We start from the raw sequence: 19,379 nt of genomic DNA, 5'->3' as shown, positions 1-19,379 counted from the left end.
CAAGCCAATCCCAAGTCAGTAAAAAGCCCATCGCTGGCAGCATGCCGGCTATTGTGACTCCGATGCTAGAGGATGGAAGTTTAGATTTCCCTGCCTTGCGTTCATTGCTCGACTGGCATGTCAACGAAGGTTCAGATGGTATCGTCATCGTGGGTACCAGTGGCGAGTCGCCAACAGTTTCTGTTGAAGAACACTGTGAACTGATTAAAGTAGCTGTTGATCACATTGCTGGACGCATTCCTGTCATCGCTGGAACTGGTGGAAATTCCACCACAGAAGCAATCGAGTTAACCAAATTTGCTAAATCAGTTGGCGCTGATGCAAGTCTGCAGGTTGTCCCGTATTACAACAAGCCTACTCAAGACGGTATGTTTGCTCACTTCAAGAAGATCGCAGAGTCTGTTGATTTGCCAGTTATTCTCTATAACGTTCCTGGTAGAACGGTTGCTGACCTCGCTGGTGAAACTACGGTTCGTCTTGCCGCATTGCCTGGAATTATCGGTATTAAAGATGCAACCGGTAGCATTGAGCGAGGCACCTTATTGCTCGCTGATTTAAAGCGTGCTGGACATCATGATTTCTCGGTATTCTCTGGCGATGATCTAACTGCTGCAATGCTGATGCTGATGGGTGGCAAAGGAAATATTTCTGTTACAGCAAACATTGCGCCACGTTTGATGCATGACTTATGTCAGGCGGCTATGTCTGATGATGTTGTTAAAACGCGTGCGATTCAATATCAATTATTGGCTGTACATAAAGCCATGTTTACCGAGGCGAACCCAATTCCCGTGAAATGGGCCCTGCATGAAATGGGCAAAATCACAGCTGGAATTCGTTTGCCTTTAACCCCTTTGAGTGTTGCTTTGCGCGAACCTTTGAAGACTGCAATGAAACAGGCCGGCTTACTATGATGAATTTGCTCCAACTTCTGCGCCAGTATTTCGCAGTCTTGCTGATACTTTCCGCTGTGTGCTTTAGCTTAACAGCTTGCAAATCAGTGACAACGAATGACACTGTTGACTATAAGTCTGCTGGAGCAGTTCGTGGGCCTAACTTATCTCTTCCTCCGGACTTAGTTACCTCCCAGGCGGATCGTCGCTATATTGTTCAAGATGGCTCCGCCACAATGTCTGAGTACAACGCTGCAGTGAAAAAATCAGTCCAGACACGAAAAAACGTGATGACTGGTATTCCAGGTATGCGCATTGCCCGTGATGGAGAGCGCCGTTGGTTGGTAGTTGAAAAGCCGGCCCCTGAGCTCTATCCACAAATTAAAGATTTTTGGCAGGAGAATGGCTTCTTATTGGTGATTGATTCCCCATCGACTGGCATTATGGAGACGGATTGGGCTGAGAATCGTGCCAAGATTGCTCAAGACTTTATCCGTTCCTTTATTGGTGGAGCTTTGGACTCCTTGTACGACACTGGCGAGCGCGATAAATATAAAACACGTCTGGAAGTCAGTAAGCCAAACGAAACAGAAATTTACATCACCCAGCGTGGTGCCATTGAAAAATGTACGACTGATAGCACTGGCTCTTGTATTTCCACAATTTGGACGGCGCGACCAAATGATCCTGAGCTCGAGGCAGCTTTCTTAGCTCGATTGATGGAGCGTTTAGGCATGAGCCAGGAACAGGCCAAAGCTCAGGTTGCAGCTCCACTAGGCCCCAAGACGCCAAAGGCAAAATTAGTTCAACAGGGCGTCAATACGGCTTATATTGATATAGCGGCTGGCTTTGACCGTGCATGGCGCGATACTGGGCTTGCCTTGGATCGCTCGAACTTTACCGTTGAAGATCGTAACCGTGCTAACGGCATTTACTATGTTCGCTACGTAAACCCCAAAGATTTGGGTGATACTAAAGGGTTCTTCACTAATTTATTTAGCAGTAAGGACGACTCTAGCCTGAAGGCTAAAAAGTATCAAGTGGTTGTTAAATCAACCAGCGAGAATGCTTCATCCATTTATGTGCAAGGCGCTGATGGTAAGCCTGAAAACACTGCTGCTGGATTACAGCTTTTGACCTTGCTCACCGAGCAGATGATTCGATAAGCAATTGAGTTAGATGAATTCTTAGTCAATAAAAAAGCCGCTTTTCAGCGGCTTTTTTTCTTCAAGAAGAAGATTACTTCTTAGCGTCAGGAGCTGGAGCAACAGGCGCGGCTGGAGCAGCAGCAGGAGCAAGAGCATCAGCAGCAGGAGCAGCAGCAGGAGCAGCAGGAGCAGCTTCTACAGGTTTTGCTTCTTCTTTTTTACCGCATGCGGCCAAAGCGATTGCCAACATTGCTACGAGTGCGAGTGACTTCTTCATTTGTAATTTCCTCTTAAAAAATGATCATTAATAACCGGTTATTAATACCAGGATTGCACAGGGTAAGCCCTTAGGTACTTTCCATGAATCATTATAGCTTTGTCTTTATCTGCTAATTAAAAATGAGCCAGCCAGCTGTGAAGGCTTCGAAAAGACTGTTATCTGGGGCTACTGCACCAATAGGGCCGTTGATTTGTTTTTTGGCAGCAAGAGCGCGCCATGCCTTTTGAATCCGAGCTTCTTGGTCGCTAGTCATATCCTCACCGTTGCAGTAAATCACCTTGCCTAGTGCAAGTATCCTGGTTTGGGGGTGAGGTTTCAGGGCTTGTATTTCAAGTAGAAGTTTGAATGCTTCCGGGGAATGCGTATTTGCCAGTCCATCAAAATAGGCCTGTGGCTTAGGTTCGCTCAAATAGGCAGCTATTCCTGGGAGGAATGTTTCTACACGATCGAGCTTTAAGCCTCTTAATTTCTGGCCTACTTGCTTAATAAGCTCTTCTGGGAGTTGTTCGGCTGCGCTAGTTGCCGATTGGTTTGGATCGGCAAAGTGTTTATCCAGATCTGGAAAATCTTCAAGTGATTCAGCAAGACGCCATAAGCCCTCTTGAAGTATTTCTCTATAGCTTTGCGATCTAAATCCGACTGACCAAGTTTGGCAAGCCGCATCCAATGCAATTCCTTCATGCGCTACATGCGGGGGTAAATACAGCATATCCCCTGGCTCTAAATCCCATTCTTGCTCCGCCTTAAATTGTTGCAAAATTTTTAAGGGAAGATTGGGATTTAAGCTTAAGCCTCCTTGTTCTGAGATGCGCCAACGCCGACGACCCGACATCTGAATTAAAAAGACATCATAAGAATCAAAGTGAGGTCCAACGCCGCCACCCGGACCAGCAATACTGATCATCAGATCATCTAAACGGGCATCTGGAATAAAGCGAAACCAAGAGAGTACTTTTGCTGCTGCTGGATGTCTGGCTTCCATGCCTTGAAGTAGGAGCGTCCAGTTCGGTGCATCGAGGGGCGGAATAGTTTTTTTCTTGAATGGGCCGTTTGTAAAACTCCAAGGCTGAGCTTGAATTAATCTTGATTCAACTACTTCATTGCCTGCAATCTTCAATAGCTCCTCCGGTGAAATTGCGCTACCAAGGGGCTCGCCCATTTGTTTTGCAAGCTCAAATGCGGGGATAGCACCACGAACCAAAAGCGGCTTTTTATGCCAGAAGGTTTTCATGAACTTTTGAGGACTATTTCCCCCTAGAAGAGCCCAAGGACGATCTAGAGGAAGATTTTGGGGTGCCTGCGGTGGATCATAGGGCTTGCTCAAGTAAAATGTAGTCATATAAGTAAGAAGCTATTTAAAACACATTGTTGAATGAATTACGCATGAAGATCGAAAAAAATACCGTTGTGTCCCTGCGCTACAAATTGACTGACGCGCAAAACAATATTATCGAGGAACCAGATGCTCCGATGGTATACCTGCACGGTGGATATGAGGGCACTTTTCCAAAGATCGAAACCTTATTAGATGGTCAAGACCTCGGTTATGAGGCCAGCATTCAGCTTGAGCCTAGCGAGGCTTTTGGTGAATATGACCCAGAGCTATTAAAGATTGAGCCACGTGCCCGTTTTCCAGAGCCCTTAGAAGTCGGCATGCAATTTGAGGGCGTGCCTGACGCCGAGGAAGAGGGCGATGCTGGTGATGGAGATGATGACCCCCTAATTTACACCGTAACTGATGTAGCGGACAGTCAAGTAGTGTTAGATGGCAACCATCCTTTAGCTGGTATGGCTCTGCGATTTTGGGTTCAGGTCGAGGATGTTCGCACAGCTACCGATGAAGAAATTGAAAATCGCTATCCTGAAGGTGGCGAAGCATTTGCTTTTGGGATGCCGGGCGATGAGCCCGATGATGGTGATGATGAGTCGGCAGGTGGTACTTCAAGTGCGGGTACTTCGTCACCAACCCTGCATTAACTTATTCTTTTAGCCACTCTTTTAAAGCGCCAAGATCACGTTTTGTATCACTAGACTCATTGGCATCTGATGTCGGTGTATTGCTTAACTTTGCAAGCGCTTTCTCTAGTGCGGCGATTTTGGCTTCTTGCTCTAGAGTGGCATCAATCAAACCCTTTAAAGCCATAGAGACTGGATCGTCCACGTTAGGAGTGACTCCATAGGCAGAGAAATACTCTTTTGCCTTACTTTCTGGAGTGCTAGCCTGCGGTAAATCTGGGTGCAAGATGCGCGCAGGAATCCCGACTGCAGTTGCTCCGGCTGGAATTTCTTTTAGTACCACAGCATTTGAGCCAACACGTGCACCATCACCTACAGTGAAGCCTCCTAAGACTTTGGCGCCAGCACTAATCACCACTCCCTTACCTAAAGTAGGATGACGCTTAACCCCCTTATATAAGGAGGTACCGCCCAAAGTAACGCCCTGGTAGATGGTGCAATCATCACCAATTTCTGTGGTTTCCCCAATAACGATACCTAGACCGTGATCTAAAAATACTCGCTGACCGATCTTTGCACCCGGATGGATTTCAATGCCAGTAATCCAACGTGCCACCATCGACAAGAGTCGCGCAATCCATTTAAAGCCAAGGTTCCAGAGGCCATGTGATGCTTTATGAATCCATACTGCATGCAAACCTGGGTAGCAGGTAATTACTTCCAGGCGATTTCTGGCGGCTGGGTCACGAACAATGATGGAATCGACTTGGTCGAAGAGTGAATTAAACATCGTCTAATTTTAACGGGTAAAGGCTAGACTTACTTTCTTAAGAGCATCTGTTTGGCAATTCCCCGTAGAAGGTCGATTTCCTCCTGATGGAGTCGGGTCCTTGCAAATAGGGCTTGTAGACGGGGCATCAGTTTCTTGGGATTAGCAGGATCAAGATAGCCAATAGCCTCAAGCCCTGCTCGCCAATGATCAAGCATTGCAGCCACGGCCGCTGGATCAGCATAGTCCACAAGCTCTGAGGAGCTTTGAATTAAGTCCGCCGGCATAGATTTTGAATTCGTTACTAAGGTCTCTCTTAGAGTGAAAGCGCAGACCATCATTGCTTGGGCAAGGTTGAGTGAGGGGTAGAGTGGATTAGCATCTAGCCACACTCGATGGGTGCAGAGGGAAAGATGATGGTTATCCAAACCTGTTCGCTCGGGACCAAACAGGAGGGCGACACGTTGTTTGCCATGAATCGCCGCCTGAATTAAGGGGCGAGCACCCTGCCAATTGAGAGCGGGCGGTCCAAACTCTCGGTCACGGCTCGTAAGACCCAGGACGAGAGCGCAATCCTGTACAGCCGATTCAAGGGCGGGGGATTCTTGGCTGGCTTGCAGGATATCGACCGCACCACTAGCAAGAGCGATTGCCTCTGGCATCTTGGCAACCCCAGAAATCTTTGGCTTTATCAGGCGTAGATCTCCAAATCCCATGGTTTTAAGTGCACGCGCGGCGGAACCGACGTTTCCGGGATGGCTAGTTTCAACCATCACCCAGCGCAATAATTGTGCTTGAGTAGTATTCATAAAGGCGTAATCTCTAGGAGCTTAGGAGTTCAAAGGGGCAATCGTTTAGAATCATCATGTTAGCTCCTGATTGTCCCGCAGTCTGCTGAGCTTGTTCTTATTTAATTTGTCCATCAAAACTATGCATCCCATGTTAAATGTGGCCGTGAAGGCTGCCCGTCGTGCCGGAACCGTGATTAACAGAGCCTCTCTCAATTTAGAGCGTCTTCAGGTTGACCGTAAACAGCATAATGATTTTGTAACCGAGGTGGACAGACAGGCCGAAGCGGCCATAATTGAAACGCTCAGCGAGGCTTACCCGTCTCATGGGTTTTTGGCTGAAGAAACTGGCGCTCAAAACATTGATGCTGAAAACGTGTGGATCATTGACCCACTAGATGGCACTACCAATTTTATTCATGGCTTTCCGCAATATGCAGTTTCGATTGCCCTGTCTGTTAATGGCGTTACCCAACAAGCTGTAGTGTATGACCCCACTCGCGATGAACTCTTCACAGCCACCCGTGGTGCAGGCGCTTATTTAGATCGCCGGCGCTTGCGTGTTGCCACTCAAGATCGCCTAGCAAATTGCCTTTTAGGCACTGGCTTTCCTTATCGTGAAGACCAAGACTTAGAGAAGTATTTAAAAATCTTCGCTGATATGTCGCGTCAATCTGCAGGCCTTCGTCGTCCTGGTGCTGCTTCTTTAGATTTAGCTTATGTTGCTGCTGGTCGATACGATGGATTTTTTGAGAGTGATCTGAAGCCATGGGACATGGCTGCAGGGGCATTATTGATTACGGAGTCTGGTGGTTTGATAGGTAATTACCGTGGCGAGGAAGGCTTCTTGCAAAGTGGTGAAGTGATGTGCGCTAATCCACGAATTTTTGCTCAGATGGTGCAGTGCTTATCCAAATACTCCAATAACTAACCAATAGTTATCCCGCTTTAATCAAATCGGTATAGCGTACGCCGTTTTGATTAATGAGTAAGGCACTTGCCCGAGGCTGCAGACTTTCTGGATGATCTAGGTCCCAGTCCGACAAAACCCAACGTTGCCATTCTTGATCTAGCAAACTCTCTTGGTGATGGGCTGGGCGGTGCGTGTGCCCATGAATCAACAGATTGCCTGATTGATTCTTTAATATTTCAGAGCAAGCTGCTAGGGTCACATCCGTTTTATCCTGAGCTCCCTGGGGCGCAGTTTGTTTATCACGTCGGTATTGCATCCCGCTATTACTACGAAGACGATTTGCAATGGCGCGACGCCAATGCAAGGGCATTTTCAAAAACAACGATTGAATCCAAGATTTACGTACCCAGCTGCGGAAAACTTGATAGCCAATATCAGCAGTGCAAAGTGAATCTCCATGGCACAGCACATATTCATTTCCAGCGATCGATACCTTGGTGGGATCATGCATCAAGGTCATGCCAGTCTTACTTAAAAAATGAGCTCCCAGTAAAAAGTCTCTATTGCCATGTAAGTAATACGTTTTCACTTTAGTAGAAAGGGTTGCTAGCGCGCGCTTCACCTCTTGCTGAAATGGTGAGTGGAGAGCTGCATCATCTCCGACCCAATACTCAAACAGGTCACCCAAAATAAAGACAGCCTCGACTTTGGGGGCATCTTTCTCACAAAAATCAAAAAACCGTTGGGCCGTCAATGGCATTGACGGCGTGAGATGCAAATCAGAAATGAATAACGCGCTCGCGTACTGCGGAATCATTCTTCGAGAACGCTTGCCTTTTCAATGACGACGTCTTCAGCAGGTACATCTTGGTGAAAACCAGAATTCCCTGTTTTGACTTTACGGATGACATCAACTACATCTAAGCCACCGGTGACTTTACCGAAAACGGCGTAGCCCCAACCTTGAGCGTTGGGTGCTGTGTGATTTAAGAAACCATTGTCATTCACATTGATAAAAAATTGCGCTGTAGCTGAATGTGGATCGCTGGTGCGAGCCATTGCCACTGTACCGCGATCATTTTTTAAGCCATTGTTTGCTTCATTCTCAATCTGAGCACCGGATGATTTTTCTTTCAGACCAGCCGTCATGCCGCCACCTTGAACCATGAAGTTATCGATTACACGATGAAAGATCGTGCCATCGTAGTGACCGCTTTTGACGTACTGTAAAAAATTAGCAACCGTCTTAGGCGCCTTAACAGCATCGAGTGTGAGGGTGATATCCCCTTTATTTGTTTTGAGTAAAACTTGAGTCATGATGAATTTACTTTCTGATGAGTGAGTAGATAAAAACAGTAAAAAATTATTTTGAGATAGCTGGAGTCGGTGGGACAGATTTTTTTGTGGGCTTGAGTATTTCCATCAATGCTTTGGCACGATTGGTGTATTGGCGTTGATTAAGCACAGCATCTTTGGCGGCATTGTCATAAGCTTGGGCGCCCAAGCGAATGTAGACTTCGCCCAAATTTGCCGAAGCTACTGTGTAGCTAGGACGCAATTTCAATGCAAGTTCTAAATAATCTCTTGCTTCAATCCAATTGCCTTGGTTGGCTGCTAGGGCTGCTAAGTTGTTATAGGGCTCTGGTAATTCTGGAAATTGCTGAGTGATTTCGATCAAGGTCTTTTTGGCTGGCTCCCATTGACGCATTTCAATTTGCATGCGCGCTTTGACGTAACGTAACTGCACGTTACCGGGAGTTTTCTTTAGGTTTTGATTGATCAGGTCGATCGCATCCGGATATTTCTTGGCTTTTACAAGCTTTTCAATATCGGACGGGACGCCATTTCGAGTTACTGGGTCGGGCTCAATAATCAAAAATGATAAAAAGGGCACTGCCACAGAATCTGATAGCTCTGCATTGAATTGGTCATATCCCGCGTCATTGCCTGCGAGTCTTGGTGGGTCATTGGGGCCATAAGAGCCCAAATAGGGTGCTTGAGGGCCTGTTGAGGGGCTGGCAGGAGCGCTATTAAGAGCTCGGATTTCAGCATCCGCTAACTGTTGGCCTGGTGTGCTGCACCCACCCAGAATCAGAAGGGTTGCTAGGGAGCTCAAACCGCCCACAAGGGCTGGACGACAAAAAAAGGGCTTAGCAGGCATAGGGGGCAGGGTGGAAAACTGGCTCATTCGATATACTCAGCGCTCAGTCTAACAAATTGGCGCTACTTGCCCACCTTTATCGCCCCTATGCTGCAAATCTATAACACCCTCAGTCGTTCAAAACAGGCCTTTAAACCCATCGAGCCGGGTAAGGTGAAGATGTATGTCTGCGGGATGACGGTCTATGACTTCTGCCATATTGGGCATGCTAGGGTCATGATTGTCTTTGATATGGTGGTTCGTTGGTTACGAGCTAGCGGCTATGAAGTGGTGTATGTCCGTAACATCACGGATATTGACGACAAGATCATCAATCGCGCTGTGGAGAATGGTGAGCCCATTTCTGCTCTGACTCAGCGTTTTATTGATGCTATGCATTTTGACTCGGATGAACTGGGATTGATCCATCCCGATCATGAGCCCCGTGCTACGGATTACATTGCACAAATGCAAGGAATCATTGGTCGTTTAGTCGACAAGGAACTGGCTTATCAGGGTGAAGATGCTGACGTGAATTTTGCCGTGCGATTGTTTCCGGGATATGGCCATCTTTCAGGAAAATCCTTAGACGAACTCAATGCTGGTGAGCGCGTTGCAGTTGGCGGCGGTAAACGTGACCCCCTTGATTTTGTATTGTGGAAAAGCGCTAAACCAGAAGAGCCAGCAGATACTCGATGGAAATCTCCTTGGGGCGATGGCCGCCCTGGCTGGCATATTGAATGTTCAGCAATGTCCTGTGACTTATTGGGTGAGCATTTTGATATTCATGGCGGCGGTGCGGATTTACAGTTTCCTCACCACGAGAATGAGATTGCACAAAGCGAAGGCGCCTTGTATGGCCAAGACCACAAAGCGAGCGATGCACCTTTCGTTAATTATTGGATGCATAACGGCCACATTCGGGTGAATGAAGAAAAGATGTCCAAGTCACTTGGTAACTTCTTTTTGATTCGAGATGTTCTCAAGAGTTTTGATCCAGAGGTATTACGCTTCTTTATGTTGCGTGCCCACTATCGCAGTCCCATTAACTATAGTGATGCACAGCTCGAAGAAGCTCGCGCTGGATTAGTTCGTCTCTATACAGCGCTGGCACAAGTACCCGCGAGCAATCAGCCGATTGACCCCCACGCAGTCTGGGCCAAGCGTTTTACAGACGCCATGAATGATGACTTCAATACGCCTGAGGCAATTGCTACATTATTTGATTTAGCAAGTGAGGTTAATCGTGCACAGGGTGAAGAAAAAGCGCAATTGGCGGCCACCTTAAAACAATTGGCCGGCACCTTCAACTTTTTACAGCGTGATCCAACCCACTTTTTACAAGCAGGGTCGCGTGGTAGCGTTGAAGGTTTATCCGCTGATCAAATTGAAGAGCAGATTGCAGCACGGGTTTCAGCTAAGCTAGCTAAAGACTTTGCGAAAGCTGATCTGATTCGTCGAGAATTAATAGAGCAGGGCGTAGTATTGGAAGACAAGCCCGGTGGAATCACCGAGTGGCGTAGAAGTTAAATCTAAAAAATAGTGTTTAGATATTGAGTGATTGAGAATGTATCTTGAGTAAAGCAGCAGAGCAGTTAATTCATGAGGAAGTAGCCCCCGAGTATTGGGAGCGGGCTTGTACTGAGCTTATGAAACAGGATCGTATTCTGAAGAAAATCATCCCTAAATACGACTCTCTCTTTTTGATGACCCGCGGTGATGCATTCACTACTTTAGCGAGATCGATTGTCGGTCAACAGATCTCCGTAGCTGCAGCCCAATCCGTCTGGAACAAAGTCCTCTTGGCCCTTAAAAAGAAAGTCAGCCCCAAAAATATTCTTGCCCTTACTGTAGAAGAGTTGCGTGCAGCGGGTTTATCGGGTCGAAAGGTTGAATACATTCGAGATTTGGCCGAGCATTTTGATTCTGGCCGCTTACATGCTAATCAGTGGAAAGGCATGGAGGACGAGGCCATTATTAAAGAATTGAGTGCTATTCGGGGAATTGGCCGCTGGACGGCAGAAATGTTCCTGATTTTTAACATGGTGAGGCCGGATATTCTCCCTTTGGACGATGTGGGCCTCATTAAGGCTATTTCACTCAATTACTTCAGTGGAGAGCCGGTTAGTAGGCATGAGGCTCGTGAAGTAGCAGCAAATTGGGCCCCCTGGCGAACGGTAGCCACCTGGTATATGTGGAGAAGTATCGACCCCGTTCCCGTTGAATACTAAAATCGAGCTATGAAAACGACTTTCCTGGATTTTGAGCAATCGATCGCTGAACTAGAGTCAAAGATTGAAGAGCTGCAATTTGTGCAAGACGAATCATCGGTAGATATTTCTGATGAGATCAAAACGCTGACTGAAAAAAGTCAGCAGCTGACTAAAGATGTATATGCCAACCTCAGTCCTTGGCAAGTTTCACAAGTAGCGCGTCATCCGCAGCGTCCCTACACATTAGATTACGTGGGCGCCTTGTTTACTGATTTTCATGAACTTCATGGCGATCGCAATTTTGCAGATGATCAATCCATCATTGCAGGTTTGGCGCGTTTTGAGAATCAGCCTTGTATGGTGATCGGTCACCAAAAAGGGCGGGATACCAAAGAGCGCGCTCTAAGAAACTTTGGCATGAGTCGTCCTGAGGGATATCGCAAGGCTATGCGCTTAATGCGTTTGGCAGAGAAATTTAAATTACCCGTGTTTACTTTTGTAGATACACCAGGGGCATTTCCAGGTATCGATGCCGAGGAGCGCAATCAATCTGAAGCGATTGGCCGCAATCTCTATGTTCAGGCAGAGTTAGAAGTGCCTATCATCGCCACTATTATTGGTGAGGGTGGATCTGGCGGTGCATTGGCTATTGCTATGGGTGATGTGGTGCTGATGTTGCAGAACTCTACCTACTCCGTGATTTCGCCTGAAGGCTGCGCTTCGATTCTTTGGAAGACAGCAGAGAAGGCGCCTGAAGCTGCCGAGCAACTGGGGCTGACTGCACAACGTTTGAAAACATTAGGTCTGATCGACAAAATCGTAGCCGAGCCAACTGGTGGTGCTCACCGTGACTACGATGTCATGATGACTAATATGCGCAAAGCTTTGGCTGAATCCCTGAAGACCTTCGATGGCATGAAAGTGGATGCGCTACTTGAGCGTCGCCATGAGCGTTTGATGAGTTATGGCAAGTTTAAGGAAATCGAAGCCAAGCCTTAAAGCTGCTCCAGTAGCGGCTAGAAAAATTGGCCTCGCCCTCAGCGGTGGGCTAGATTCGGTTGTGCTGCTCGATACTGTTTGTAAAGGGGTGCAAGCAAGCAATCTTCAAGATCCTTCAATTGAAGTTTGGGTTTTTCATATCCATCATGGATTACAAAAGCCGGCTGATCAATGGTTGGAGTTTTGCGAGAAACTAGCCAAAAAATATCACGTCCATTTTGATTTTCGCCTACTGCATTTTGCCGATCAATCTCAAGGCAATATTGAGGCTAGAGCAAGAGCAGAGCGCTACGATGCTTTGATCGATTTATGCAGGGAGCATGAGGTTGAAGATTTGCTACTAGCGCATCATCAAAATGACCAAGCTGAAACGATTCTTTTGCAACTGTTGCGTGGCTCCGGAGTGGCTGGCCTTTCCGGTATGCCCCTCGGTCGCTCTATGTCAAAAGAGGGTCACTCAATTACGCTTTGGCGCCCATTGTTAAATAACAGTAAAGCAGAGTTAGAGGCATACGCTAAGGAGCATCGGCTAAAGTGGGTAGAAGACCCTAGCAATCAAAATACACGCTATCGCCGCAATGCTTTGCGCAAGGTAATTATTCCGAGATTGGAAAAAATTCAGCCTGGAGCCATCTCCAATTTAGCTCGAAGTGCAGATTTACTGGCTCAGTCCCAAGTGCTGCTCGATCGTTTGGCTCGACAGGATGCGAAAAATATTCTTCAGGGCGATAACTTAAAGCTGTCGCCCCTGCTTGCCCTAGCTCAGGCAGATAAAGCAGCTGCCAATAATCTCATGCGTTATTGGTTGAAGTTAAATAATTTAGGAATGCCATCTCAAGATCGACTCGAATCCTGGTGGAAAGATCTCATGTCGGTAAAGCCGGACTCTAGCTTGGAATGGCAGCATGATGGGGTGAGTATTTATTTATGGCGCAGTATCTTGCAGGTAGCCAACAGCAATGCTGGTCAGTGGATATTTAAGAGCTTGCCGCTACGCAGTAAGGCGCTAGGTTTATCGCTGACCTGGGTACACAGAGCCCAAGAGCAGGGTCTTATCGAGGAAAGATTGCGCCAAGGTGCAGAAAAGATTCAAATCAAGCTCAATACACCCCGCAAAACACTTAAGAATCTCTTTCAGGAGTCAGGTACACCACCTTGGGAGCGGCAGGCACCTCTGTTGTATATCAACGATGAGCTTATTGCGGTGGCTGGGGTTGGGGTAAGCTATCCTCATTTAACGTCAACTGGTAAGCGAGTTATTCCTGAGTGGATTGTCAAGCCATAGCAAAGGGATAAAACCCTGTAAAATAAGCCCCTTTTAGACCCTAGGGAATGCAGTTCCCTATAAATAGATAAAACAACGGCTTTTATGGCTCTTATCGTTCATAAGTATGGTGGCACCTCAATGGGCTCAGTTGAGCGCATTCAGAATGTCGCTAAACGCGTTGCCAAGTGGATGCGTGCAGGTCACCAGGTTGTAGTGGTGCCTTCTGCCATGTCAGGTGAGACCAATCGCTTGCTTGGCTTGGCAAAAGATATCAATCCCGACGCTAACCCGCGTGAGCTAGATCAAATTGCTTCGACCGGTGAGCAGGTGAGCTCCGGCCTATTGGCTTTGGCTTTGCTTCGTGAAGGTGTTGATGCTGTCAGCTATGCAGGTTGGCAGGTTACCGTACATACAGACTCTTCTTTTACTAAAGCGCGCATCAAAAGTATTGACGATCAAAAAATTCTGGCTGATCTCAATGCTGGCCGTGCTGTGGTCGTTACTGGATTTCAAGGTGTCGATCCGAATGGCAATATCACGACCTTAGGTCGTGGCGGCTCTGATACCTCGGCTGTTGCAATGGCCGCTGCCCTCAAGGCGGACGAGTGTTTGATTTATACGGACGTTGATGGTGTTTATACAACCGATCCCCGTGTTTGCGAAGATGCGCGTCGCCTAGACAAGATTACTTTTGAAGAAATGCTAGAGATGGCAAGTCTGGGTTCTAAGGTATTGCAAATTCGCTCCGTCGAGTTTGCTGGGAAGTACAAAGTGAAAACCCGTGTTCTGTCATCATTGACAGATCCGTTGATGCCCCTTGATCTGGAGATGAAGTCGGGTACCTTGATTACATTTGAAGAGGACAGCACTATGGAAGCCGCAGTTATTTCCGGCATCGCCTTTGCGCGTGATGAAGCAAAAATTACCGTTCTGGGAGTTCCTGACCGCCCGGGAATCGCTTATCAAATTTTGGGTCCGATTGCCGACGCCAACATTGATGTAGACATCATTATTCAGAACCAATCCTTTGAAGGTAAGACTGACTTTACCTTCACCGTACCGCGTGCTGACTATCAAAAAGCCTTAGATTTGCTTAAGAGTAATGTCCAGGCCCATATTGAGGCTAAAGAAATTACTGGTGATCCAAAGGTTTCCAAGGTCTCTGTAGTGGGTGTTGGTATGCGCTCCCATGTTGGTGTGGCAAGCAAAATGTTCCGCACTTTATCTGAAGAGGGCATCAATATTCTGATGATCTCCACGAGTGAAATCAAGATTTCTGTTGTGATCGATGAAAAATATATGGAGTTGGCTGTACGTGCGCTCCATAAGGCTTTTGAGCTAGATCAGAAGTAAAAATACGCAGTAAACGCTTTAAAACCGTAGTAAAACCCCGCAGTCAACGGAATCCGTTAAACTGTGGGCGTTGTAAAGGTATCAAGCAGGGAGACGTGGCCGAGCTGGTCGAAGGCACTCCCCTGCTAAGGGAGCATCGGGGCTAAAACTCTGATCGGAGGTTCGAATCCTCTCGTCTCCGCCACCTGCTTGTATACCATTGATTTTAAAGGAATTTTTTTATTAAAACCCGCTTCCATAGCGGGTTTTTTTATTCATTTAAATCAATGACTTATAAAAAATAGAGCGCTGAAACTATAGCTCTTCGGTATATTGCCTTTGGTATATCGGATGGTATATCGGATGGTATATTTTTTTAACATCGTTTCGTGCTGAAATTTATGAACAGTTAAGTGCATTGCATTTTTTGGGATTGTGGCCTGATGCCCAAGGCTCTTATTTGCGTATAAGCGGACATAGCACTGTAAGTAAGTCACTGTCTCAGAACGGCCACTAGGTGCCACTGAGGTCAATCAAGCCCATGGTTGTTGTATTTAAGTGATTTACTTATAGAAACCGTGGTGACGGTCTAGTCATTCCGTATAATTCGATTTGCTAAAAATTAGCTCTAAAGCTAATTTACACAACATACCCCTAAAGAATTATGAAATCACTTAATATCAAAAAAATCGCTTTTGCTTCAGCCTTGGTTGCTGGAAGTCTTGTTTCTATTAATGCAAATTCTCAGACGATATTATTTAACGGGGATCCTACTCAAGGATTCCGTGCTGGACCGGCTTCAGTCCCGGGGGCTGGCTTTGCGCTTGGCACTAGTTATTCTCTTGTAAGTGGTGAAACAATTTCCTATTCATACACTGGTTATGTGGTGAATCCGGGTTCAGGAGGGGCTGCACCTAATCTTGGTCTAAATGCCTATCCAACAACAACTCTCAATGGGTCAAATGTGGGTAGAGCTATCCATCTATTAACTACATCATCCGCAAATTACAGCGGGTCTTTCGTGCTAAGTGGTAATGCTGTTAGTTTGGCATTAACTGGTTCTGGAGCTATTAGCGCTCCCGCAACCCAGTATTACATTTCAAATTTATTGGTCTATACCGGCTCTGGACCAGCTCCAACTCCAACTCCAACAGGCCCATCCCTCGCCAATACCCAAGCCTCAGTAGCGAACACAGCCCAGGCTTTACAAGGCACTTACACACTACAAAATGCGGTACTAGCCAATAGCTTTAGCTATGACTGCTCTGTATTTGGCGCGAACAATATTTGCATATCTGCTGGTGGTCGTAATACCGCTGTATCAGCAGCTAATGGTTTGAATAACTCTAGCGCTCTGTTAATTGCTGCTTACCGCGCTCTACCATCTGTTCGTATTGGTGCTTATGCCGATCAGAATGTATCCGTTAGTAATGCTGGCTCTACTGTGAACTTGGGTAATAACACCCCATTACTCGGTTTATTCGGTGTATGGAATGAGCGCTTAGATGGTACTGGTACAGAAGTAAAGGTATCAGCAGCATACGGTCAAAAGAACACCACCATTAATCGCTCTGTAGTCGGCGCTGGTGCTACTGCCTCTGAAGCAGGTTCAGGCGGCTCACAACTCAACAGTCAAGGCGCACAGGTAACTGCTAAGTATGGCTTTGGTTTTGTTGATCAAGTAGTAGTTTCCCCATACGTTGGCATCCGTTACACCCAGAACAATATGGGTGGCTATACCGAAGGATCATCTTCTACAGTAACAGCACCGCTGACTTACTCAGCATTGAACACAAATGCTACAACTGCTTTAGCTGGTGTTGGCGTTAACTACAGAGGCATCCCGCAAACCAATTTGTTTGCTAGCGCTGGTGTAGAAACAGATACTAATACTGCTAATGGCTCTTACTCAGCTACTGGTGTAACTGGTTTAACTCCAGTGAACTTTAATTCCAATCCAGTAAGAACACGTCCAACAGCAATGTTAGGTGCTAGCTATGATGTTGAGAAGAACCAGCGTGTTGGAGTGACCGGCATTTATCGTCAAGAGGCTTATCAAGCTGCAGCAACAACTACTGTGATGGCAACATATACAGTGGGTTTCTAAAGAGGTTCATTTGAATTCAGGCAATCAACCCGCTTCGGCGGGTTTTTTGTTGTCTACAGGCGTCTCCTTAGGGTCGATTAGAGTCTGATACCTAATTCAAAATAAGGCCGCAACCTTCCCATAGCAGACGTAGAGCATGGCTAAGATAGCCAAAAAACTATTAATTGCCATCGGAAATAGGCTATTTTTAGATTACATAGGAAACAGCAAAATCTGGGTATATCGTTCGGTATATTGGTCTTCAAACTCATACCCAGTATGGGGTTTGTGATCCTCTCGTCTCCGCCAAAATCCTTGTGATTTAACTGCTTGATCCAATACGACATATAACTAAGCCCCTTCACCGGGGCTTTTTTATTGCCTCAATCACTATCTACATGCAATACCTTTAGCCCAGGTAGGCCTATTTCAGCGGCAGCAATTTTTAGTTCTACCAACTCAACTCATTGATTTTTACCGGTATCAAAACCCCTTAAATATTTATTACTAAACTTCACAACTTCACAACTTCACAACTTTTGTGGTATAGTAATTAAATAGGAGGTGAAATGAGAAAAGCAATACCAAAAACACATCAAGCATTAGATTGGATAGGGAAGGGGATGACTGCAGCTCAAGCCGCCAGAAAGATGGAAATTTCCGAATCTAGCGTCTATGCCGCCCTTAGAAAAACAAGAGCAAGTGATTTAGGTTGTTGTCCAACATGTGGTCACAAAATAAGGAAATAAAATGAAGAAAACTTTCTTAGCTATTGCCTCAATCTCTGTAGCTGCATTTGCTTATGCCAATACTTCATCAGACTCCTCTGCATTGGTAAATGAGCAATGCAAGATTTCAGCCGAAGCAGTTTCGACTTTAAAGATTTTGCGTTATGGCAATACCTCGATCCGTAAAGATGTGGCAGGATTGATTAATCTCAATTTAAAGGTGCAAGAGAATAAAGATGCTGCTCAGTTGACCTTAAATCGCATGGTTGATGATCCGGTTAATACTGCTTCTGCTTTAGAAGCAAAATATTGCTCTTAATATTTTCATGAGTGGGTTATTGCTCAATCATCTATGAAGGTGTGTGATGACCCATTCATTTGAATGTCCAGAATGCGGCAATCCTAGGGGAATGCTTGGGGAGTGTCGTCAATGTGGCAGCGATGATCTCCCGTTGCCGCACAGCGATACCTTAGTGTTAAATCTGAAATTCGATAGTCCTAGCGCTGAAGAGGCTTTGGATAGACTCACCATTGCTCTTCGTAGAGCATCGGAATTGGGTATTAAGGCGATGATCCTCATTCATGGCTATGGTGCAAGCGGCGAGGGAGGCAAGATCAAATGGATTGTGCACGATGCTCTGGAAAACAATTATTTCTCAGACCGAGTGGATGAATATCATTTTGGTGAGCAGACTGCCTTTGGTAGTGAGGCCTATCACGCTCTATTAAGAAGGAGACCGGGCTTAAAGGCGCATCTCAAGCACTTTAAAGAGGGCAATGCTGGTATGACGGTATTAATACTGTAATTTTGTTTGGAATTGCTTAGAATGGGCTTAACAAGTAATTTATTCGTTAATTCCAAGGAGTGGTGATGACTGCTAGAAAATCAACCGCAACACATGAAGAAGTCAAATTAAATTCCGAGCAATTAATCGTTGATTTCAAAGCATTGATGGCAGATGCCGAAGAACTCATTCATGCAACTGCAAGTCATGAGGATGGTCCACTCGGAATGATTCGTTCAAAAGCCTTAGACACTTTAAATAATGCTAAAGAAAGTCTTTCCTCCATAGAGGGTGGCTTGACTGATAAAGCTAAAGTAGTTGCAGAGGGCGCTGATGAGTTTGTACACCGTAACCCCTGGGAGGCTGTCGGAGTAGCTGCCGGATTGGGCTTGCTTATTGGTCTTTTCATCCGTCGTCGCTAGGCACTTATGTCTCAAGAAAACCTGTTGTCTTCTCTGAAAAACTTAGTTGCTACTGGGGCTTCGATTGCTCAAACGCGCTTAGAATTAATTTCCATCGATGTACAAATCGCACGCTCTAAATTCCTTAGCTTGCTGGTCATGGTCATCTTCACCTTATTTTTTTTATTCTTCGGATTAATCATGCTGGCATTGCTCATCGTGATCTACAGTTGGGAGAGTAATCGCATGCTGGCACTTGGCCTGCTTACCAGTGGGTTCTTAGCGGTCGGCTGCATTCTAGCCTTGATAGTGCTGCGTTCACTCAAGACGATGCCGAAGTTGTTTGAAGCGACTATTGCAGAGTTGGCTAAAGATCGGCAGGAGCTTGCAAACCGATGAGTCTCAAATTAGCAGAGCTAGAGGTAAGGCAAAAAGTCTTGCAAGAACGGGCGGCGCAAGAGCGTGCGGATTTTGCACTACATTTTGAGCCTATTGAAAAGCCCTTGTTTTGGGCTGACAAGGGCATTGATGCATTCAACTTTGTGAGGAGTAGCCCAGTCATCTGGACTAGTGTCTTTGCTGTGTTGGCACACTACAAGCCCAAATTAGCTAGCAAAGTGTTGGCAACTGGTTGGGGCGCTATGAAGCTACTCAAAAGCGCTAAAAACCTGCTGTAAGTTC

General features: G+C 46.2%; 22 protein-coding genes, 1 tRNA gene and 1 pseudogene. 17 read left to right on the top strand and 7 right to left on the bottom strand.

The genetic code is table 11. The annotated features are described in order from the left end of the window. The first annotated feature begins 41 nt into the window (after nt 1–41). A complete protein-coding gene (dapA, locus tag DN92_RS05975; RefSeq protein ID WP_173961278.1) occupies nt 42–914 on the top strand; it encodes a 4-hydroxy-tetrahydrodipicolinate synthase in 873 nt (290 codons plus the stop codon). Further along, on the top strand, nt 911–2,059 hold the full coding sequence (bamC, locus tag DN92_RS05970; RefSeq protein ID WP_217426011.1) for an NlpB/DapX family lipoprotein: 1,149 nt from the start codon (nt 911–913) through the stop codon (nt 2,057–2,059). Before dapA ends, bamC begins: the two co-directional genes overlap by 4 nt. A 73-nt stretch (nt 2,060–2,132) precedes the next feature. Here bamC and DN92_RS05965 read toward each other — a convergent pair whose 3' ends face one another. Then, a complete protein-coding gene (locus DN92_RS05965) occupies nt 2,133–2,318 on the bottom strand; it encodes a hypothetical protein (RefSeq protein WP_173960383.1) in 186 nt (61 codons plus the stop codon). Nucleotides 2,319–2,430: 112 nt separating this feature from the next. After that, entirely contained in the window at nt 2,431–3,660 is a 1,230-nt protein-coding gene (locus DN92_RS05960; protein ID WP_173960382.1) for a cupin domain-containing protein, read from the bottom strand. Nucleotides 3,661–3,704: 44 nt separating this feature from the next. Here DN92_RS05960 and DN92_RS05955 point away from each other — a divergent pair, with 44 nt between their 5' ends. Then, on the top strand, nt 3,705–4,298 hold the full coding sequence (locus DN92_RS05955) for an FKBP-type peptidyl-prolyl cis-trans isomerase (protein ID WP_254598263.1): 594 nt from the start codon (nt 3,705–3,707) through the stop codon (nt 4,296–4,298). 1 nt (nt 4,299) lies between these two features. Here DN92_RS05955 and cysE read toward each other — a convergent pair whose 3' ends face one another. Continuing rightward, nucleotides 4,300–5,067, bottom strand: a complete 768-nt coding sequence (gene cysE / locus DN92_RS05950; protein WP_173960380.1) for a serine O-acetyltransferase — start codon at nt 5,065–5,067, stop codon at nt 4,300–4,302. Between the two features lie 29 nt (nt 5,068–5,096). Next, a complete protein-coding gene (locus DN92_RS05945) occupies nt 5,097–5,855 on the bottom strand; it encodes an RNA methyltransferase (protein ID WP_173960379.1) in 759 nt (252 codons plus the stop codon). A gap of 121 nt (nt 5,856–5,976) precedes the next feature. On the opposite strand from DN92_RS05945, the gene DN92_RS05940 reads away from it, so the two are divergent. Further along, nucleotides 5,977–6,765: an inositol monophosphatase family protein gene (locus DN92_RS05940; RefSeq protein WP_173960378.1), complete on the top strand. Its 789-nt coding sequence runs from the start codon at nt 5,977–5,979 to the stop codon at nt 6,763–6,765. A gap of 7 nt (nt 6,766–6,772) precedes the next feature. On the opposite strand, the gene DN92_RS05935 is transcribed toward DN92_RS05940, so the two are convergent. From DN92_RS05935 to DN92_RS05925, 3 genes are read right to left on the bottom strand one after another with little or no spacing between them, the layout of a single operon-like run. Beyond that, entirely contained in the window at nt 6,773–7,507 is a 735-nt protein-coding gene (locus tag DN92_RS05935; protein WP_254598262.1) for a UDP-2,3-diacylglucosamine diphosphatase, read from the bottom strand. 53 nt (nt 7,508–7,560) lie between these two features. After that, nucleotides 7,561–8,064 (bottom strand): peptidylprolyl isomerase, encoded by a 504-nt coding sequence (locus DN92_RS05930; protein ID WP_173960376.1) that lies wholly within the window; start codon nt 8,062–8,064, stop codon nt 7,561–7,563. A gap of 46 nt (nt 8,065–8,110) precedes the next feature. Further along, nucleotides 8,111–8,935 (bottom strand): tetratricopeptide repeat protein, encoded by an 825-nt coding sequence (locus DN92_RS05925; RefSeq protein ID WP_173960375.1) that lies wholly within the window; start codon nt 8,933–8,935, stop codon nt 8,111–8,113. A gap of 60 nt (nt 8,936–8,995) precedes the next feature. Between DN92_RS05925 and cysS the strand changes: the two genes are divergently transcribed. From cysS to DN92_RS05860, 13 genes and pseudogenes are all read left to right on the top strand, one after another. After that, complete coding sequence (gene cysS / locus DN92_RS05920) at nt 8,996–10,417, top strand: cysteine--tRNA ligase (RefSeq protein ID WP_173961276.1); 1,422 nt, start codon at nt 8,996–8,998, stop codon at nt 10,415–10,417. Nucleotides 10,418–10,482: 65 nt separating this feature from the next. Continuing rightward, nucleotides 10,483–11,118 (top strand): annotated as a pseudogene (locus DN92_RS05915) (DNA-3-methyladenine glycosylase family protein); the annotation flags it as partial. A gap of 9 nt (nt 11,119–11,127) precedes the next feature. Then, nucleotides 11,128–12,099, top strand: a complete 972-nt coding sequence (locus DN92_RS05910) for an acetyl-CoA carboxylase carboxyltransferase subunit alpha (protein WP_173960373.1) — start codon at nt 11,128–11,130, stop codon at nt 12,097–12,099. Next, nucleotides 12,065–13,384: a tRNA lysidine(34) synthetase TilS gene (tilS, locus tag DN92_RS05905; protein WP_173960372.1), complete on the top strand. Its 1,320-nt coding sequence runs from the start codon at nt 12,065–12,067 to the stop codon at nt 13,382–13,384. The genes DN92_RS05910 and tilS overlap by 35 nt, the downstream gene beginning before the upstream one ends. An 84-nt stretch (nt 13,385–13,468) precedes the next feature. Next, complete coding sequence (locus tag DN92_RS05900; RefSeq protein ID WP_173960371.1) at nt 13,469–14,719, top strand: aspartate kinase; 1,251 nt, start codon at nt 13,469–13,471, stop codon at nt 14,717–14,719. Nucleotides 14,720–14,808: 89 nt separating this feature from the next. Continuing rightward, a tRNA-Ser gene (locus DN92_RS05895) sits at nt 14,809–14,903 on the top strand. Between the two features lie 459 nt (nt 14,904–15,362). Further along, complete coding sequence (locus DN92_RS05890; protein ID WP_173960370.1) at nt 15,363–16,805, top strand: autotransporter outer membrane beta-barrel domain-containing protein; 1,443 nt, start codon at nt 15,363–15,365, stop codon at nt 16,803–16,805. 548 nt (nt 16,806–17,353) lie between these two features. Continuing rightward, the gene (locus tag DN92_RS05885) at nt 17,354–17,533 is read left to right on the top strand and encodes a helix-turn-helix domain-containing protein (RefSeq protein ID WP_173960369.1); all 180 of its coding nucleotides are present in this window, start codon (nt 17,354–17,356) and stop codon (nt 17,531–17,533) included. Between the two features lies 1 nt (nt 17,534). After that, entirely contained in the window at nt 17,535–17,831 is a 297-nt protein-coding gene (locus DN92_RS05880) for a hypothetical protein (RefSeq protein WP_173960368.1), read from the top strand. A 46-nt stretch (nt 17,832–17,877) separates the two neighbouring features. Further along, entirely contained in the window at nt 17,878–18,318 is a 441-nt protein-coding gene (locus DN92_RS05875; protein WP_173960367.1) for a Smr/MutS family protein, read from the top strand. A gap of 65 nt (nt 18,319–18,383) precedes the next feature. Then, a complete protein-coding gene (locus tag DN92_RS05870) occupies nt 18,384–18,719 on the top strand; it encodes an ElaB/YgaM/YqjD family protein (protein WP_173960366.1) in 336 nt (111 codons plus the stop codon). A 6-nt stretch (nt 18,720–18,725) separates the two neighbouring features. Beyond that, a complete protein-coding gene (locus DN92_RS05865; protein ID WP_173960365.1) occupies nt 18,726–19,097 on the top strand; it encodes a phage holin family protein in 372 nt (123 codons plus the stop codon). Further along, entirely contained in the window at nt 19,094–19,375 is a 282-nt protein-coding gene (locus DN92_RS05860) for a YqjK family protein (protein WP_173960364.1), read from the top strand. Before DN92_RS05865 ends, DN92_RS05860 begins: the two co-directional genes overlap by 4 nt. Nucleotides 19,376–19,379 lie beyond the last annotated feature (4 nt).

Origin of the sequence: Polynucleobacter arcticus (assembly GCF_013307205.1) — a bacterium.
Classification (GTDB): domain Bacteria; phylum Pseudomonadota; class Gammaproteobacteria; order Burkholderiales; family Burkholderiaceae; genus Polynucleobacter; species Polynucleobacter arcticus.
This window is presented reverse-complemented; position numbering and strand designations above follow the sequence as displayed.

Excerpts from the sequence above, each read along its gene's own strand:
- DN92_RS05960 (WP_173960382.1), bottom strand. The coding sequence starts at position 3,660 with ATGACTACATTTTACTTGAGCAAGCCCTATGATCCACCGCAGGCACCC.
- DN92_RS05945 (WP_173960379.1), bottom strand. The coding sequence starts at position 5,855 with ATGAATACTACTCAAGCACAATTATTGCGCTGGGTGATGGTTGAAACT.
- DN92_RS05890 (WP_173960370.1), top strand. The coding sequence starts at position 15,363 with ATGAAATCACTTAATATCAAAAAAATCGCTTTTGCTTCAGCCTTGGTT.
- bamC (WP_217426011.1), top strand. The coding sequence starts at position 911 with ATGATGAATTTGCTCCAACTTCTGCGCCAGTATTTCGCAGTCTTGCTG.
- cysS (WP_173961276.1), top strand. The coding sequence starts at position 8,996 with ATGCTGCAAATCTATAACACCCTCAGTCGTTCAAAACAGGCCTTTAAA.
- cysE (WP_173960380.1), bottom strand. The coding sequence starts at position 5,067 with ATGTTTAATTCACTCTTCGACCAAGTCGATTCCATCATTGTTCGTGAC.
- DN92_RS05865 (WP_173960365.1), top strand. The coding sequence starts at position 18,726 with ATGTCTCAAGAAAACCTGTTGTCTTCTCTGAAAAACTTAGTTGCTACT.
- DN92_RS05955 (WP_254598263.1), top strand. The coding sequence starts at position 3,705 with ATGAAGATCGAAAAAAATACCGTTGTGTCCCTGCGCTACAAATTGACT.
- DN92_RS05930 (WP_173960376.1), bottom strand. The coding sequence starts at position 8,064 with ATGACTCAAGTTTTACTCAAAACAAATAAAGGGGATATCACCCTCACA.
- DN92_RS05885 (WP_173960369.1), top strand. The coding sequence starts at position 17,354 with ATGAGAAAAGCAATACCAAAAACACATCAAGCATTAGATTGGATAGGG.
- DN92_RS05860 (WP_173960364.1), top strand. The coding sequence starts at position 19,094 with ATGAGTCTCAAATTAGCAGAGCTAGAGGTAAGGCAAAAAGTCTTGCAA.
- DN92_RS05940 (WP_173960378.1), top strand. The coding sequence starts at position 5,977 with ATGCATCCCATGTTAAATGTGGCCGTGAAGGCTGCCCGTCGTGCCGGA.
- DN92_RS05910 (WP_173960373.1), top strand. The coding sequence starts at position 11,128 with ATGAAAACGACTTTCCTGGATTTTGAGCAATCGATCGCTGAACTAGAG.
- tilS (WP_173960372.1), top strand. The coding sequence starts at position 12,065 with ATGGCAAGTTTAAGGAAATCGAAGCCAAGCCTTAAAGCTGCTCCAGTA.
- DN92_RS05870 (WP_173960366.1), top strand. The coding sequence starts at position 18,384 with ATGACTGCTAGAAAATCAACCGCAACACATGAAGAAGTCAAATTAAAT.
- DN92_RS05880 (WP_173960368.1), top strand. The coding sequence starts at position 17,535 with ATGAAGAAAACTTTCTTAGCTATTGCCTCAATCTCTGTAGCTGCATTT.
- dapA (WP_173961278.1), top strand. The coding sequence starts at position 42 with ATGCCGGCTATTGTGACTCCGATGCTAGAGGATGGAAGTTTAGATTTC.
- DN92_RS05900 (WP_173960371.1), top strand. The coding sequence starts at position 13,469 with ATGGCTCTTATCGTTCATAAGTATGGTGGCACCTCAATGGGCTCAGTT.
- DN92_RS05935 (WP_254598262.1), bottom strand. The coding sequence starts at position 7,507 with ATGCCATTGACGGCCCAACGGTTTTTTGATTTTTGTGAGAAAGATGCC.
- DN92_RS05875 (WP_173960367.1), top strand. The coding sequence starts at position 17,878 with ATGACCCATTCATTTGAATGTCCAGAATGCGGCAATCCTAGGGGAATG.
- DN92_RS05925 (WP_173960375.1), bottom strand. The coding sequence starts at position 8,935 with ATGAGCCAGTTTTCCACCCTGCCCCCTATGCCTGCTAAGCCCTTTTTT.
- DN92_RS05965 (WP_173960383.1), bottom strand. The coding sequence starts at position 2,318 with ATGAAGAAGTCACTCGCACTCGTAGCAATGTTGGCAATCGCTTTGGCC.